14 protein-coding genes and 1 pseudogene are annotated in these 14,365 nt (G+C 68.6%); 4 read left to right on the top strand and 11 right to left on the bottom strand.

Annotated elements, in window-relative coordinates; translation table 11 throughout:
* Positions 1-122: 122 nt before the first annotated feature.
* Complete coding sequence (locus ACV7NM_RS31775; RefSeq protein WP_463413549.1) at positions 123-398, bottom strand: hypothetical protein; 276 nt, start codon at positions 396-398, stop codon at positions 123-125.
* A gap of 237 nt (positions 399-635) precedes the next feature.
* On the opposite strand from ACV7NM_RS31775, the gene ACV7NM_RS31770 reads away from it, so the two are divergent.
* Entirely contained in the window at positions 636-1,157 is a 522-nt protein-coding gene (locus ACV7NM_RS31770; protein ID WP_463413548.1) for a hypothetical protein, read from the top strand.
* Between the two features lie 263 nt (positions 1,158-1,420).
* Here ACV7NM_RS31770 and ACV7NM_RS31765 read toward each other — a convergent pair whose 3' ends face one another.
* The 3 genes from ACV7NM_RS31765 to ACV7NM_RS31755 are packed head-to-tail and all read right to left on the bottom strand — an operon-like array spanning position 1,421 to position 3,686.
* Positions 1,421-1,885, bottom strand: a complete 465-nt coding sequence (locus ACV7NM_RS31765) for a hypothetical protein (RefSeq protein WP_463413547.1) — start codon at positions 1,883-1,885, stop codon at positions 1,421-1,423.
* Between the two features lie 2 nt (positions 1,886-1,887).
* Positions 1,888-2,385 carry a hypothetical protein gene (locus tag ACV7NM_RS31760; RefSeq protein ID WP_463413546.1) on the bottom strand — a complete coding sequence of 166 codons (498 nt, stop codon included), beginning with the start codon at positions 2,383-2,385 and terminating at the stop codon, positions 1,888-1,890.
* Between the two features lie 29 nt (positions 2,386-2,414).
* Positions 2,415-3,686 carry a hypothetical protein gene (locus tag ACV7NM_RS31755; RefSeq protein ID WP_463413545.1) on the bottom strand — a complete coding sequence of 424 codons (1,272 nt, stop codon included), beginning with the start codon at positions 3,684-3,686 and terminating at the stop codon, positions 2,415-2,417.
* A gap of 927 nt (positions 3,687-4,613) precedes the next feature.
* Between ACV7NM_RS31755 and ACV7NM_RS31750 the strand changes: the two genes are divergently transcribed.
* Entirely contained in the window at positions 4,614-4,865 is a 252-nt protein-coding gene (locus ACV7NM_RS31750) for a hypothetical protein (protein ID WP_463413544.1), read from the top strand.
* A 92-nt stretch (positions 4,866-4,957) separates the two neighbouring features.
* Here ACV7NM_RS31750 and ACV7NM_RS31745 read toward each other — a convergent pair whose 3' ends face one another.
* Entirely contained in the window at positions 4,958-5,170 is a 213-nt protein-coding gene (locus tag ACV7NM_RS31745) for a hypothetical protein (RefSeq protein ID WP_463413543.1), read from the bottom strand.
* A 505-nt stretch (positions 5,171-5,675) separates the two neighbouring features.
* Between ACV7NM_RS31745 and ACV7NM_RS31740 the strand changes: the two genes are divergently transcribed.
* Positions 5,676-6,329 (top strand): DUF4232 domain-containing protein, encoded by a 654-nt coding sequence (locus ACV7NM_RS31740; protein ID WP_463413542.1) that lies wholly within the window; start codon positions 5,676-5,678, stop codon positions 6,327-6,329.
* Between the two features lie 41 nt (positions 6,330-6,370).
* Here the strand turns inward: ACV7NM_RS31740 and ACV7NM_RS31735 are convergent, their stop codons facing one another.
* The 3 genes from ACV7NM_RS31735 to ACV7NM_RS31725 all read right to left on the bottom strand — a co-directional run bounded on the left by ACV7NM_RS31735 (position 6,371) and on the right by ACV7NM_RS31725 (position 8,800).
* Entirely contained in the window at positions 6,371-6,886 is a 516-nt protein-coding gene (locus ACV7NM_RS31735) for a pyridoxamine 5'-phosphate oxidase family protein (protein ID WP_463413541.1), read from the bottom strand.
* A gap of 310 nt (positions 6,887-7,196) precedes the next feature.
* Positions 7,197-7,505, bottom strand: a complete 309-nt coding sequence (locus tag ACV7NM_RS31730) for a hypothetical protein (protein WP_463408253.1) — start codon at positions 7,503-7,505, stop codon at positions 7,197-7,199.
* Positions 7,506-7,906: 401 nt separating this feature from the next.
* On the bottom strand, positions 7,907-8,800 hold the full coding sequence (locus ACV7NM_RS31725) for a HEAT repeat domain-containing protein (RefSeq protein WP_463413540.1): 894 nt from the start codon (positions 8,798-8,800) through the stop codon (positions 7,907-7,909).
* Positions 8,801-9,214: 414 nt separating this feature from the next.
* Here ACV7NM_RS31725 and ACV7NM_RS31720 point away from each other — a divergent pair, with 414 nt between their 5' ends.
* Entirely contained in the window at positions 9,215-9,958 is a 744-nt protein-coding gene (locus tag ACV7NM_RS31720) for a hypothetical protein (protein WP_463413539.1), read from the top strand.
* A gap of 294 nt (positions 9,959-10,252) precedes the next feature.
* Here ACV7NM_RS31720 and ACV7NM_RS31715 read toward each other — a convergent pair whose 3' ends face one another.
* The 3 genes and pseudogenes from ACV7NM_RS31715 to ACV7NM_RS31705 all read right to left on the bottom strand — a co-directional run bounded on the left by ACV7NM_RS31715 (position 10,253) and on the right by ACV7NM_RS31705 (position 13,551).
* Positions 10,253-10,750: a YfbM family protein gene (locus ACV7NM_RS31715; protein WP_463413538.1), complete on the bottom strand. Its 498-nt coding sequence runs from the start codon at positions 10,748-10,750 to the stop codon at positions 10,253-10,255.
* 150 nt (positions 10,751-10,900) lie between these two features.
* Positions 10,901-11,648: pseudogene (locus ACV7NM_RS31710) on the bottom strand (ADP-ribosylglycohydrolase family protein); the annotation flags it as partial.
* Positions 11,649-11,838: 190 nt separating this feature from the next.
* Positions 11,839-13,551 carry an RICIN domain-containing protein gene (locus ACV7NM_RS31705; protein WP_463413537.1) on the bottom strand — a complete coding sequence of 571 codons (1,713 nt, stop codon included), beginning with the start codon at positions 13,549-13,551 and terminating at the stop codon, positions 11,839-11,841.
* Between the last annotated feature and the right edge of the window lie 814 nt (positions 13,552-14,365).

Here is a 14,365-nt window from a genome sequence, read left to right as displayed (position 1 = left end):
CCGGCGTCTCCGCACCTCGCGAGGTCGGCCCCGGGCGCGCACCCCGAGGCCCACCTGGGTCGGCCTGGTCCCAGGTGGTCGTCCCTTGCGGACACTGCCCCCTGCGGCCCCTTCGGCGGGTCCTACTCCTCGGGCTGGGTTCGGGCTGCGGCGAGGATCCTCTGCGCCGTGCGCTCTCCCACCTGGTAGCGCTGGGCGACGTCGCCCGTGGCCACCGGCCCGAGAAGGAGGAGGGCGGCCACCTCCGTGACGCGGGAGTCGTTCCGCAGCCGCGGGGCACGGTTACGCGGATCACCAGGTTGTGCGCCGGGGTTGTACTGCCGCTGGTCCGGTACGTCCCGGCGGGCTTCGATGTCCCGCCGGGACCACCAAGCCCGTCCGTGGCGGTCGGTACCCACAGGGAGGTACTCCATCGACCTTAGCCCCCGCTCATGGCTTCCCGGCGACGAATCGTCGCCCAGACGAAGGACGACCCGGTCGACCTCGGCGTCGAAGCTTTGCCGTGCATTCACGGTGCACCTGGCCGCCAGCCGAGGTCAGCGCACGTTTCGGCGGCCGAGGCCCGAGGCGTAGTGTGCCGAGTGTGATCGAACTGAACTTCCCGTCAGGGGGCCGGAGGCGTCCGGAAGTCGTCCGTGGCGCTGGCACTTGTCCTCCTGGTCGTCGAGGGGGTCGCAGCGTTCGTCCGGCTCGGCGCGGTCAAGTTCTACTGGATGGTGGGCGGGACCATCGCCCTCCTCGCCCCGCTTGTCCTCCTGTCGTGCCGGAGTTGGAGCAGGGTAGGGGCCGACGGAATAACCATCTGTTGGGGTCTGGGGCACGGCCGCACGTACCCCTGGCACGAGATCCAGTGGATTGACGTGCGCGAGATCAAGGGCCATGGTTCGTCGTCGCACGCGGTCCGGATGTTCCTGTCGAGCGGCCAGCGTCGTTCGTTGCCCGGGCTCTACCGCAGCGACATGCACCCCTCCCCCGACTTCGACGAGCATTTCCAACGGGTCGTCAACTGGTGGGAGCTGAGCACGGACCAGACCGCACGGGTCCGGCCATCCAAGCAGTTCCGAGACCGGCTGACTCCGACCGTAGTCGGACTGGTCGGAACCATTGCCATTGCCGTTGTGACCTTCGCCGCTTTCGTGATCGTCAGGCAGCTCTAAAGCCCCTGGCGGCCACCGCTACCAGCCGGCGTAGAGCGCCTTCGGTGACCGCAGTCCCCAGGCCGAAGCGGTCGGCCGCAGCGTTGGTCGTGTACTGCCCGTGCATTTGGGCTGGGGCGGCCAGAGGGCTGCGAGCGGGCCCCTTGAGTGGTTCCGTGAATCACTCGGTCACACCAGTAAGCCGTGGCTCGCTACAAAGTGGCGAAGGGTCAGACTGCCCGAGACCGCCACCGGCTGTGATCAAATCAGACCCAGGAAGAAGCTTAAAGTTTGAACAGCACGCCGCGCCATGTCCAGCCCGCGCCGAGGACCACTTGCTGTAGGGGGATCCTCATGTCTTGGGTGGCGAACCGGAACGTTTCGACTTTGTGTGGGCGGCCGTCCGCCTCCTGCTGCTTCTCCCACTGCCGGTACACCTTGTGCGCCGGTCCGCGTCCGTACTGTCTACGGGCTGCGTCGGCCGTCGGCTCCCACCGCTCCTCAAGGACACGGACCTCGTGCGTTGTGGGCATCAGACGCATCCGAGTCTTGAGGGTTACGTCCAGAGGCGGATGTTCGAACTCCGCCACCAGGTCGGCGCCTTCCTTGGGGGTTCCCTCCCGCACGATGAACCTGACGTTTGGGCCGTTGACCGCGAGGAGTGCAGCCTTGACTTCCGGGGCCGACCGCAGGGGGATGCCGTTGCGTGGATATTTGGTGCCGGTCCACCTGTCCGTGAAGCGACTCATCGCTATTCCCCTGCCCTGCTGTCTGGGCGCACGGTGCGCACGAATTCCTGGAATGCCGGCAGGACGGAGTCGTGCTGGTTTGCAGTGGTGGTCAAGGCGAGCCGGATCACCGCACGCTTACGCGGGTCCGTGCTGTCCTGCAGGGAGAGATAGACCTGGGACTGGATGAGGTCGCGGCGCGCGTCGCCGGCGCCGACCGTGAAGGCCACGTGCTGGGTCAGGGCCGGTGCGTCTGCCGGTCCGACCTCTCGGCGCTGGGTCACCTCCACCGAGTCGGCGGCGTGCCGCAGTCGCTCCACTGATTCGTCGGCGAGGTCGGCCAGTGTCTCGGCCTCCGTTGGGATGCTGCCGTCGATGGTGATGTTGGCGGTGAATCCGGCATCCGGGTGCGGATGCACTGCGGCGAAGGCCACGTCGTCTGCGGCGAGAGCGTTCGGCTTGGCCGGGAGCCAGCCCTCGGGTAGGCGGAATTCGATCGGCACGGGCAGTGTCGCGGGCATCTAGAGCCTTCCTTCCATAGGGTCGTGCATCAGTCGAACCAGCCGCCGACCGCGTGGGCCGCATCGCCCAATGCGTCGGCTGCGTCGCCGACGGCGTTCGACACCTTGTGCGGGTCCACGGTGATTTCGAGTCCCACCTTGCCGCCAAGGATGGGGGAAAAACCCGCGTCGCCGCCGATCTTGTAGACCCCGGTCTCCTTGTCTTTCTTGTAGCCCCACCAAGCCTCCGCGCCCGGGCCGGCCCAGCCCTCGGCGTTCACACCGACGCCGATCCCGAACGCCTCAGCGCCTCCAGCGACGGTCCCCTTGGCCCCGGCGAACCCCTTGGCTCCGACGGAGACCTCATCCTTCGTCGCCTTGGCGCTGACACCCACCTCGGCGCCGGCGAATCCCTCCGCCCTTGCGTATTGCCCGACATAGCCGTACTCGGCCCGCCCCTCGGCCAGTCCCCGTACTCCTGCTGACGCCTCGGCTTTGGCGGAAGCACCCTGGTCGGTGAATCCGTAGTTGGCGGTTGCTCTGCCCCCGCCGTAGATGTCGGCGATCCCGGAAAGTTTCAGGTCCCCTTCCGTCACTGACCCCTTTGCGGTTTCGTGGAAGAGGTCCGCGTACGCCTTGACCGAACCTTCCTTGCCGTACTTGGGCCCGCTGGAGGTGACCCCGGTCTTGCTGTCCGGTTTAGTCCCGGCGTTGGCTTCGTCGGGCTTCATGGCCTTCGTCAAGTCGCCTTCGGCGCCCGCGTTGAACCCGCTGTAGGACTCGTCTGCGCCTTTGCCGAAAGCGTCCTTGTTACTGTCGACGCTCGCACGCTCCAGGGCGACCTTGACACCCGCGTCGAGCTCGCAGAGGGCCTTCACGCGATCGTCGATGTGCTGTTGCCATTGGCTGACGGCCGTCCGGATGGACGCCTCGCCGTCCGGGTCATGGTGGTAGGCACTGCGCTCGGCGGCGGTGAGTTTGGTGTAGTCGAAGGCGACGCTTCCTTGCTCAGAGACGGTCATGCCGGCGCCCATGGCATCGGATCGGGCGCTTTCGAGCTTCTGCTTGAGGTCGGTGAATTTTTCGTGGGCCTCCCGCAGAAGGCTGGCTATCGCCTTGGCCTGGACTTGTGCGGCGGAGTACTCATAGCGGGTCGCCGCGAAGTTCGTGTGGGCCACCCCGGAACTGACGCCGGACCAGCTCCCGCCTGTGGTGATCTTCTGGACGCTGTCCCCATACCTGGTCTCGACCTTCGCGAACTCACCTGCCATCTCCTCCCATTTGAAGGCGGCAGTCGTCAGTAGACCTAGATCGGTGGTCATGATTTTGGTATAGGTCAGCACCGCAGTCCCCCCACGTAGCGCTCAGCTTCACTCTCGACCCGGGGAACCAGAGCCACCCCCGTGTGATCATATGCACGGCAATCCAACCATGACCAACAACCGGTCTCGGGTGCCACCGACACCTCCGAGACGCCGATCCGAGCCTGTCCTACGGGCACACAACTCGAGAAGTCGATGGCTTGAACAGCCGCATCGACTCGGAGGGCGCCGGTTCCGGACATGCTCCGGTGCCTTGTGGCTGCACCGCGAAACAGGGACTGTGTCTACGATTTCCTCGACCAGATCCGCGTCCGTCCCGGCATGTGGCTGCCCGACGGTTCGCTCCAGCACCTGCAGTCCATACTCACCGGCTACCGCGTCGCGCTGGGTATCCACTCCATCGACGAACCCTTCGACCTCTGGCCCGAAGGCGACTTCACCTGCTCGCTGCGGAATCACCGCGGGGTCTCCAGCTCCCTCACCTGGGCATCTGAAATTGAACGGACCACGCCGGAGGGATCCACGCCTACGTTCCCCCTAGGCTTCCCCCCTAGGTTTCCTCCTCCACGGTTCCCCCCAGCTGACCGAGCGAGTCCAGGGCGCTGGGAGACTGACTGACCGCATGATCGAGCGCCGCCCGCTGGGCACCGGCCCCCGCCCAGGCCGACGTCGAGGAGCACCACCATGACGTGCCCGGCGGGCGGACCCTCGGCCCCGGCACGGATCGTCTTCGACCCGGCCGAGCAGGAGGCCCTGCGGGCCGACGCGCGGGAAATGGCTGACAGCGACCCCGCGGATCGCCTACGTCCTGGAGCGCCTGGCCGGCGAGGGCGTCGATCTGGACCGGGTCACCTCCTGGGAGGACCTGCGCGAGAACCTCGGGCAGCCCCCGCTCGACGACTCCGCTCCCACCTCGCACGTCGCCTGATGGGTCGGCACGCACCTAAGCGCGTCCGCACCGTCTTCTACGACGTGGCGCAGGAGCAGATCGAGAAGATGACGGAGGCCGAACGCCTCCGCCTCGACCCCGTACTGGTGGCCATCTCCAGGAATCCCGAGATCGGCGTACTGTCGAAGCACGGCGCGATCCGTGAGCACCGCGAGAGCGGCGTCCGGATCCTGTACGTGCCGACCGCCCTCGGCACCCTGGTCCTGGTCGCCTACGTCGAGACAGACTGACTCCCCGAAGGCCGCGAACAGCTGGCCACAGCAGAGCCCCAGACGCGAGGTCCGGGGCTCTTGTTTTCGGGCCGGATCTGGTCGACGGTCCCTCAGGTGCCGTTCGGCGTCTGCACGGTGCCGCGCTCGTGTCGGCCGTGGCCGAAGCGCTGCTGCGCGGCGTCCAGGATCTCGACCAGCTGCCGTAAGGAGCCGGTGGCCGGGTCGCCGAGCTCGGCGCGCAGTTCGGCGATCTCCGCTTCGTCGATCTCGACGTGGATGCGGCGCTCGCCGCTGCGGTTGTTGAGGTACACGCGTTCCATCATGATTCCTCCTCGGTGGCTGGCTGTGGTGCGGTGGGGATCAGCAGCTGCTCGTGACGAGCGTGAGGGCGGCGGCGACCGTGTCGGCCAGGGTGGTGCATCGTCGGTGGCAACCCGGCCGGACTCATCCGGACCCGCCACAACGACGACGACATCGCCCGTCTCCTCGACCTCGCCTGGTGGGACTGGCCCGCAGAGCACCTCACTGCACCCATCCGGGACATCATGTCCGGCCCGTCGACGACCTCGAAGAGATCGCTCCCCGGACCTGAGCACCGGCCCCTCACGAACAGCACACGAGGAGAACAGCACACGCGGAGGGGGCGAACGTTGCCTGAGGCGGCACTGGCTCGCGCCGCAGGCGCGGCGCGCCGAGGCGATCGTGGTGGACTCGACAAGACACCGTCATCAACCTGTGAAGGTTCTGCGGGACGCTGGTGCTCAGCTCGACTCCTCAGGCCCAGTCCAGCTGGCGCACTTCGCGCTTCTCATCGGGGGGAACCACACCATGAGCACCGTACACAGAGCCGCTGCCGTCCTCGCCGCCGTATCCGCACTGGCCGCCCTGACTGCCTGTGGGCCCTCCGAGGACACCGCGGGGGGCGGGGCCGGCGGGTCGACCGCGAGCCCGGCGAAGTCCGCGACGCCGGCCGCACCGCCGACGCCGACCAAGCCGACCGCGTCGGCCAAGCCGTCGACGACGTCGAAGCCGACGAAGCTGCCGAAGCCCGCCACCGATCCCGGCTTCGACGTCTTCCCGTGCAGCACCTTCGACATGAAGTTCACCGCGACCCTGGCGGAGCCCACGACGAGCAGCTACCTGCTGAAGATCACCAACAAGGGCACCAAGGCGTGCAGGGCACTGGGGCATCCGATCGTGACCTTCGGGGACCTGGCCGGCCGGGCCACCGAGCGCGGCACGGCTCCCGGAATCGAGGACGCGATCAGGCTCGACCCGGGGGAGTCGGCGTACGCCGGGCTGATGGGCGGCGCCAACGACGGCAAGGGCAAGACCGTCAACTCGATCGGGCTGACCCTGAACACGGAGTCGGACCTGGAGCAGACCCCGCTGAAGGCGTCGACTCCCGGTCTGTACGTCTCGCCCGACAAGAACTCCGTGACGGCCTGGATGGACAACGCCGAGGACGCTCTCAGCCTCTAGCGCTGTGTCACGCGTGACCTGGACCCGCCCGGCGCCGAACCTCAGGCGAAGCGCCAGCGGGTCTGGCTGTACGGGGCCTTGCCGAAGCCGAAGACCGTGCGCGGGGTGACCGCGAAGACCACTGCCTCCCCGGCACCGGGGTTGACGAAGACGCCGTCGCCGACGTCGAAGTGCCATTCCGCGCCGTACTTCGCCTCCGACGCCGCGGCGAGCGCACGCAACCGTCCGGCGTCGGTCACCCGCACCGCCTCGCCCTCGACGACCAGGTCGAGACCGGCGTGGAGGGAGTTGCTTCCGGTGGTGAGCGCGACGTTCGGATTGCCGCGGAGGTTCTCGGCCTTGCGCTCGTGCGGACCCGTGCAGAAGTGAAGCGCGCCGTCCGCCCAGACGCCGATGAGCGGCGTGACGTTCGGGCGCGCGTCGGGACGTACGGTCGTGAGCCAGTACAGCTCGGCCGCGGTCAGCTCCGCCACGGCCGTCGGCCACCGTACGGCGGCCGCCTCCTCGTCGCTGTAGCGCTCGTCCAACCGGGTGTCGGGCATGGGTGAGGTGTTCATGGGCCTCCAGCCTCGACCGCAGGTGCGGGGAGCGCACGGCCGACATGCCCGTGCCTTCGGACGTCACCCGATCGGTCTCGGGCGCCGACCGGCGGCGGCCACGCCGTGGCGGCGGGCCACATAGATCAGGTACCTGTTGCGCTCGGGGTTGGGACAGTCGGGGGGCAGCCCAGAACCGTCCGGCCCGTAGCGGCGTCCAGGCCGAACTCCACATGCGGCGAGGATGTCGTCGGCGAAGTTGGTAGACCAACCAGGGGCCCATACGGGTGCGCTGGGCGGTCGAGGTCACCACATGCCGCGGCGAGCCCGACTACGGCACCAGGGAGCCGTCACCGGTCTTGATCTCGTTGTAGTCGCCGGTGTCGGCCCAGTCCGTCACAGTCGCCCGCAGCGGGTCCGAGGCGGTGTCGAGGGATGCGACCACCGGGGCGTGCTTGACGGTGCCGCGCATCGTCGTGCCGTCCTGTTGGTGCCAGAACACCGTGGCCTGGATGTCCGCCAACGCCTTGTCCGTGGCGTACCGGGTCAGTTCGGGGTCCGGCTTCGCCACCACGTACGAGCGTTCCTCGGCCGCCGTCATCGCCCTGTACGCCTCCAGGACAGCCGCGCGTTCCCCCACCTGGAGAGCAGACGCAGGCGACGACGCGGAGGCCGCAGACGGCCCCACAGCCGCTTTCGCGTCTGTCACAGGACTCCCGCAGCCCGCCAACACCAGGACCAAACCCGCCGCCGCACCGATCGCCCGTAACCCCGTCCGAACCCGCACCCGAGCCTCCCGACCTGCCGAAGATCACGCCACCGTAACGACGCGCACAGCAGACCCCTCCGGGCACTCCGCCCCACACCGGCCGGTGCAGCACCCTCTACCCCCTCCACAGATATAAGTCCGGCTAGTCACCAGTCGGAAACCACGGTCTGACCAGCCAAAATGCGAGACCCTCGGAATTGCACCTTCCCCCTGGGCTTCCTCCTCTACGTTCCCCCGAGGCCTCCCCCTCTACGTTCCCCCAAGGCTTCCCCTCAGGTTTCTCCCCTCCGCGGTTCCTCCCAGTTGACCGGCACGGGCCGGGCGCTGGGAAGACCGGCCGCATGATCGAGCGCCGCCCACAGGGCACCAGCCCCCGCCCCACCACACCCGCCACCGAACCCCACGGCGCGCGCCGGACCCGACTCGCCGCCGAAGGCACCCACACGCCCCCGCCCGCCCCGGCCGACGTCGAGGAGCACCACCAGGACATGCCCGGCCGACGGACCCTCGGCCCCGGCACTACCCCCGACCACGACTGACCCCGTCGCACGATGCGGCGAACTCACCCGGCGGTCGATGCCCCAGTCGAGGCCCGGACCCTGACGCCAGAAATTGTTGGGCTTGATCTGCCACACCCGGAAATAGAGCACCGCCTGATCGTGAGCGGCAAGATCCTCGATGACCGCAGCAAGGTGAGCCGTCGGCCGTGCCGGACCCAAGCACCGCGGCGAGACCCGCAGTGCGGCAGCCCGCGGCGGGATCACCACCTCGCGGGCCTCGAGTTGCGTCAGCGCCCAGCGAAGTGCCTCTCCTTCGCTGTTATCGGGAGCCTCGCCTCGCTGCCGGAAGGCCTCATAGGTTCGCTGGAGAGCCAGCACCGCGCGCTGGATATCCTGGTCCGCCAAGGCTTCCGCCGCCCATTGGCGCACGGTGTCGTTCTCGCTGTCCAGCAGTCCGATCAGCACGCCTCCCCTCTGCGGATCCTTCAGCGCAGTGAAGACCTCGATGGCACAGAGCTGCCCGAACGCCCTCAGGCGAGGCGCTGCCGCGATCAACTCGGCCAGCACCTGCGGCCCCATGGCGATCAGCACATGCTGGGCGTCTTCTGCCGCTTCGCTCGAATCCGCATCGAGCTCGCCAACGCGCTGGGCAATCGTGCCGTCCATGCTCACGGAGTCTCGCCCGTGTCATCTACCAGCGACCAGTCAATGCTCCAGGCACCTGGCGCCCACCGACAGACGCGGCCTCGACTCAGCGGCACCGCTCGGCTTGATCACGGACTCCAGGCGCGGCTTGCCGAGGGGATCAACGTCACCGGTGCTTCGCCCGCAACTTCAGGAGGACCACTACGAGCCCCCTGGCCCACACGATGAGGAGGACGACCCGGCCCCATCCCGGCAGGTCGGGCCGGCCGTCACCGGCCAGCTACAGCGCCCCGGACGACATGATGGTGTTCATGCCACCCTGTTTCCCCACAACCCACCACACATGCCCCCTGCGCACTCCGACTCGGCTGCACAGTGCTGTGCCCAGCCGGGTAGGGTGCGTTCGCTGACGCATCCTTCAAGTCGAAGAAGAACATGCACATCCCGGACGACCGTTCAGGTCTGTCGCCGCGCGCCCTCGCCCTGCTCGACCGCACCGGACATCGGCAGGAGCCGACGGAGCCCAGACTTCCCACGGACCTGCTGCGGGTCCGCGACAACAAGGGCCGGTTGATCGCCGCACCGCTGGAACTGGTGATCCGGCGCGAGGGCTTCGCTCAGAAGTTCGGCGGACTGCGCTACACCGTGCGAAGAAGTCTCGCGGACGCGATTCACGGGCGCTCAGAGAGCAGTCTCGACTGGAGCCACGAGCTGGGATCGAACGCCTGGGCCCATCCCGTTCGGGGTTGGTTCTTCGACTGGCACGGACCACAGGCCGCGCACCCGATCCGCTACCTCCTCCACACCGACGGCCGCGTGGGAGCCGAGAACACCGCCGGCGACGGTGTCTTCCAAGAGACGGAGACGTCCATGATCCACCGAATCGAGTCCCACGCCGTGATGGACGAGGTCTCGGCTTGGGATCCGTGGCCGATCGACGGCCGCGGCCTCGCTGTCGCCCGGCACCTGGAGGACCTCGGTGAGGTTCTCGAAGCATCGGGCCCGATGCTGAGCTGGCGGATGTCCGATGCCGTCGCCGTCATGGAGTTCGGTTACGTGAGCACGGAGTTCCCGCGTGAACGTCAGGCGTGGATCTGGTCCCGCGGAGAGGACGGCCACCGGCAGGTCAGCGCAGCCGTCGCGCTCGCCGCAAGACAGGAGGACCAGCGGGCTGCCTGAGGAGGCGCCGCGCTACCGCCGCAGCCGGCTCCAGTCCGAGAAGTCGAGCGCCGGCAGTCACGGCGCAGGGGGAACCCGGTCTGCACGACGTCGCCCCACCCTGGGGCGAGACGTGCGCCTGCGGGGGCACGGGCACGGGGAGAACCGAAGCGCGCCGGCCACACGGGACGGACAGACGCCGGCTGTGGGCACGAGCAAGACGGGTTCACGGGACTGACGCCCCAGCGCCCCGAACCATGACCACCCCTAACCGGTATCACCTGTTCCACGCGGGAAGGGTCTGATCAGCCCGGTTCAGGAGATCCAGAGGAGCATCGCGTCGCCCTCCCGGGCTGCCGCGCGTAGGTACTTCGTGAGCTCCGCCCAATGGGCCGCGACCCAGTCCGCTTCCTCGCCGCGCTCCCAGACGATCTGCGGGTAGACGTTCGCGGCGGCCAGATCCGCCGGGGCGACACCGTCGGTCAAAGTGTCGGGAGCGTGAGCCTCCAGGGCATCCGCTGCTGCGCGCACCCGGTCCGCGGTGAGAAGCCGGGGCCGGCCGTAACCCCAGTCCACGCCCTCCGGCCAGGGCAGGTCCGCCTCTCCGAAGACCACGTCCACCGGGAAGCCCCGCCGGTGCAACAGGTAGTCGAGGGCGTGCCAGGCCTTGTCGGTCTCATGCACCCGCGCGGCGGCGGCCGCGTCGTCGCTTTCGTACAGCGCGAGCACGTGCTCGGCGGCCCAGTCCGGGTCGTGGCAGGCGCGCGCGAGTTCGGCGGGGGTGAGGCGGAGGTACTGCCCGGTCATGCTCATGCCCCACACCGTAGGAGCAGGCACTGACAAGGCGCCCCCGCGAAGGCGGCCAGTTCCACCAGCCATGGTTTCGGGGTGCTGGTCTCAGTCGGCGCGGGCAGTTCGCGAGGCGGTGTGCAAGGTGGAGCAGGTCTGCCAGGTGCAACATTCGTCCGATCCTGGGACGGGTACATGGAGCGGCTGGGTCCAGTGGGCGGGGATTGCGTCCAGCCCGTAGTGCGCCCCCGCGAGGCCTCCGGTCACCGCGGCGACGGTGTCCGTGTCGCCGCCGAGGTCGATCGCCGGGCGTATCGCGCCTTCGAAGCTGGTGGTGGTGCGCAGGGCCCAGACGGCGGAGCCCAGGCAGGGCCAGACGGCACCGTTGAACTCGTCACGCCGTTCCTGTTCTGAGGGGTAGGGCTTCGCGTAGGCCCACTCGTCCAGGAGGGTGCGGTTGAGGCGTTCGACCTTGCCGTTGGTTTGCGGGCGGTAGGGCCCGGTTCGCTTGTGGGTGATCCCGGCCGCTGCCAGCAGGTCGCGCCAGGCGTGGGACTTGTAGCAGGCGCCGTTCTCGGTCAGCATGCGTTCGACGGTGATCCCGACGCTGGTGAAGTAGGCGTGGGCCCGGTCTCAGAAGGCTGTGGCGGTCTCCTTCTTCTCGTCGGCCAGGATCTCCGGGATGGCGAGACGGGAGTGGTCGCCGACGGCGGTATGGATGTTACTGGTAGCCGGCGTGCGTGCGGTTTTGGCGGCTGGCCTGGCGGCCGAGCATCCTGTGGCCACCGCTGTCGGGGATGTTCCCGAGCTTCTTGATGTCCACGTGCACCAGTTCGCCGGGACGCTCACGTTCGTAGCGGCGCACGACGCGGCCGGTCGCACGGTCGAGATGGGTCAGGCGGGCGATCCGGTAGCGGACGAGGCCAGAGGACTGGGGCTTGCTTCTTATGCGCCCGATTCCCGCTTTCGCGCCATGAACTGAGATTGCCGGCGCCCTGGCCGGCGCGCTACGGCCGGCGGCAGCCGGTCGGCACCGGCCGAGAAGTGCTCGGCGGGGCGACGGGGGGATGAACGCGGCCCCGTCGAAGGGTGGGCCGACCGGCTGCCTGTGGCTACTTGAGCGGCGTGCCGCCCGAGTTGCGGTACGCGATCGTCTTGTTGATCAGGTTTCCGCCGTCGGACTCGACCGCGGTCTGCTCCTGCTGTCCGGCACCGAACAGCAGACCGGCGATGTGCGCGTTCGCCACCTGGTCCATGTGCGACAGGAGCCAGTCGACCTTGTCGTCCTTGTAGTGGTTGCGGGTGTTGTTCTGCGCCATGTTGCCCAGGGGGATCTGCCACAGGACCACCGGCTTGCCCACCGACTCGGCCATCGTCTTGTAGAACGCCAGTTGGGCGGCGGCCTTCTGGTCCTTCCAGAAGGTGTCACGGCCACCGTTCGCCGGCAGCGCATACCAGCCCGCGTCGCGGTCCACCACGTCGGTGGCCAGGAAGTCGGCGTTCTTCGCCCCGAGGTCCGCGTAGTCCTTGACGCAAGCCTGCGTGTTGTTCTGCCAGTCCCAGCAGGTGAGGTGGAACCCGGCGCCCGCGTTCGGCGCGTACTTGTGCGCCATCGATATCAGGCACTGGGCCAGGCCGGCAGCGCTGTTCTGCTGCGATCCGCAGTCCGTCGGATTCGCGGCCTTGACCTGCGCGGTGACCTGGTGCGGGTTGCCGAGCGACCGGACGTAGCCCCAGAAGTCGGGCTCGATGTCGATCATGTCGTGCGAGGTGCCGATCTTCTGGAGGAAGAAGCGGTAGTCGTTCATGTATCGAGTGAGCAGGTCGGCCCTGTTGATGGCTTGAACCTCGCCCGGACCGTCGCCCTGACCCGCAGCGTCACCAAGGTCGCGCAGCGAGTACCAGGTCCAGAGGAACTTCTGCGGGCGCGGCTTGCCCTGATAGGTCACCTGGGCCGCCTTGGCGTCCCGCCAGGTCACGTAGGTGCCGGGTGCCGTGGTGCTGCCGTTCCAGCAGCCCCACCAGCCCGTCCACGCGTCCTGGCAACGGGCCGCAGTGTAGTAGTCCGACGAGGGCGCGGGCTGGCTGTGCACGTAGGCGTACTGCACGTCGAACGGCGCGGCGCTCGCCGAGGCGTCGTTCATCGAGCCGCCGATGAGCACCGTGTTGCTGCCCATGAAACTCTTCGTCGAGGTGCCGCTGCCGCCGGCGGCAGGCGCCGGCGGCGCCGACGCCGGGTGGGTACCGCTCGGAGCCTGGCTCGCCGGCCCGCTGCCGCCGGGCGTGGCAGGGGTGGTGGTCGTGGCGCTGCTGCCGGAGCTCCCCGCGTTCCCGGTGCCGCTGGCGCTACCGGCCGGGACGAGCTGCCACTGCTGCTGGGGGCCGTTCCAGTCGTGGTACTGGGCGATGTGAGCCCCGTCGGCCTTGGCTCCGCCCGGGACCTCAACGGCCTTGCCACTGAAGCGGTTGATCAGACGCGCGTAGCCGTCCGACGACTTCTCCACGTGGAACTGCTGGTTGGCGCCGTTCAGGTCGCTCCACTGCACCAGCTCGGAGCCCTCGGTCTTCGACCAGTTGTAGTCGTCCAGCACCTTGCCGGAGTTCCGGTTCTGCAACCGGTAGTTCCCGTCACCCGCGTCGATGAACTTCCACTGCTGGTTCGCCGCGCCGGTGCGGCTCCACTGCACCACCGCCGCGCCGTCGTTCGTGGCGTAGCCGAGGTCGTCCAGTGCCTTGCCGGTGTCGCGGTTGACCAGCATGTACCAGGCGCTCGTGTCCACGGTTCCCGCCGAGGCCGTGTTGACCACGACCACGGAGCCGCCCACGACCGCCAGGCTGACGGCCGCCCAGAAACTCCGACGCTGGTACAACCGACGACCACGATGCGTCGGCCGCCGCCCCGGAGCGGCCGAGCGGAACGACGCTCGACCACGGCGGGCGCGGCCGCCGGGCGACGCCTCCGACGACGTGGATGGGCGAGGGAACATGTCGATGCTCTCTTTCAGCCGTTGCCTCTGACCAGACCGCATGTCCGGACACCACCCAGTTGTCACCGCCCCCGGAAAGGTTGCCCCGGACCGCGAAAATTTTCTCGGGCACCGAGCGCCGGCTGGCGATCACGTCGTCGGGCGGGGACGGCGGCCGGGGCGAAACGCAGCCGACAACCGCAGCCGGTCGCCGGCGATGGGTAGACGGTGGGTATCGGGAGCCGTTCGGCCCGTCGTCCGGCACGGCACCAGCCGCACGGCGGGGAGCTCCGCTGCGGGCCACCGTGCCGGATCTCCGAGTGAATTGGACGACGAGGCTCTCCCGGCCGCCGACGTATTCACCGGCGACTACGCCTCCTACGACGAGACGGACGCGCGTCGCCGCATCGCCCTGCGCGTCGTCGGCCACCGCAAGGGCGCGCCAGCGCGGCGTCCCGCAGCGGGTGTCCCCCGCTCCAGCAGGGTTGCCTTGAGGACGGAGTACAGCGGGACGCCCCCGGCTAGCTCCGGCGGCGTGCTGGTGGGCTCGGCAGACGGTGGAGTCCATCGACACGGTCCCGCCGATGCGGCATCAGCGTCGGCCACTGCCAGAACTGCGGCGAGGACGCGTTCCCAGGTGCCTTCCACCGCCCACCTGATCAGGCGTTTGTGA

This window comes from Streptomyces sp. Tek67B01 (assembly GCF_055231995.1).
The sequence above is the reverse complement of the archived record's forward strand: the minus strand, read 5'-3'. Positions and strand labels throughout refer to the sequence as shown.

Coding starts and splice junctions, on each gene's coding strand:
- ACV7NM_RS31765 (WP_463413547.1), bottom strand. CDS start 1,885: ATGAGTCGCTTCACGGACAGGTGGACCGGCACCAAATATCCACGCAAC.
- ACV7NM_RS31760 (WP_463413546.1), bottom strand. CDS start 2,385: ATGCCCGCGACACTGCCCGTGCCGATCGAATTCCGCCTACCCGAGGGC.
- ACV7NM_RS31755 (WP_463413545.1), bottom strand. CDS start 3,686: ATGACCACCGATCTAGGTCTACTGACGACTGCCGCCTTCAAATGGGAG.
- ACV7NM_RS31750 (WP_463413544.1), top strand. CDS start 4,614: ATGGGTCGGCACGCACCTAAGCGCGTCCGCACCGTCTTCTACGACGTG.
- ACV7NM_RS31745 (WP_463413543.1), bottom strand. CDS start 5,170: ATGATGGAACGCGTGTACCTCAACAACCGCAGCGGCGAGCGCCGCATC.
- ACV7NM_RS31740 (WP_463413542.1), top strand. CDS start 5,676: ATGAGCACCGTACACAGAGCCGCTGCCGTCCTCGCCGCCGTATCCGCA.
- ACV7NM_RS31735 (WP_463413541.1), bottom strand. CDS start 6,886: ATGAACACCTCACCCATGCCCGACACCCGGTTGGACGAGCGCTACAGC.
- ACV7NM_RS31725 (WP_463413540.1), bottom strand. CDS start 8,800: ATGGACGGCACGATTGCCCAGCGCGTTGGCGAGCTCGATGCGGATTCG.
- ACV7NM_RS31720 (WP_463413539.1), top strand. CDS start 9,215: ATGCACATCCCGGACGACCGTTCAGGTCTGTCGCCGCGCGCCCTCGCC.
- ACV7NM_RS31715 (WP_463413538.1), bottom strand. CDS start 10,750: ATGAGCATGACCGGGCAGTACCTCCGCCTCACCCCCGCCGAACTCGCG.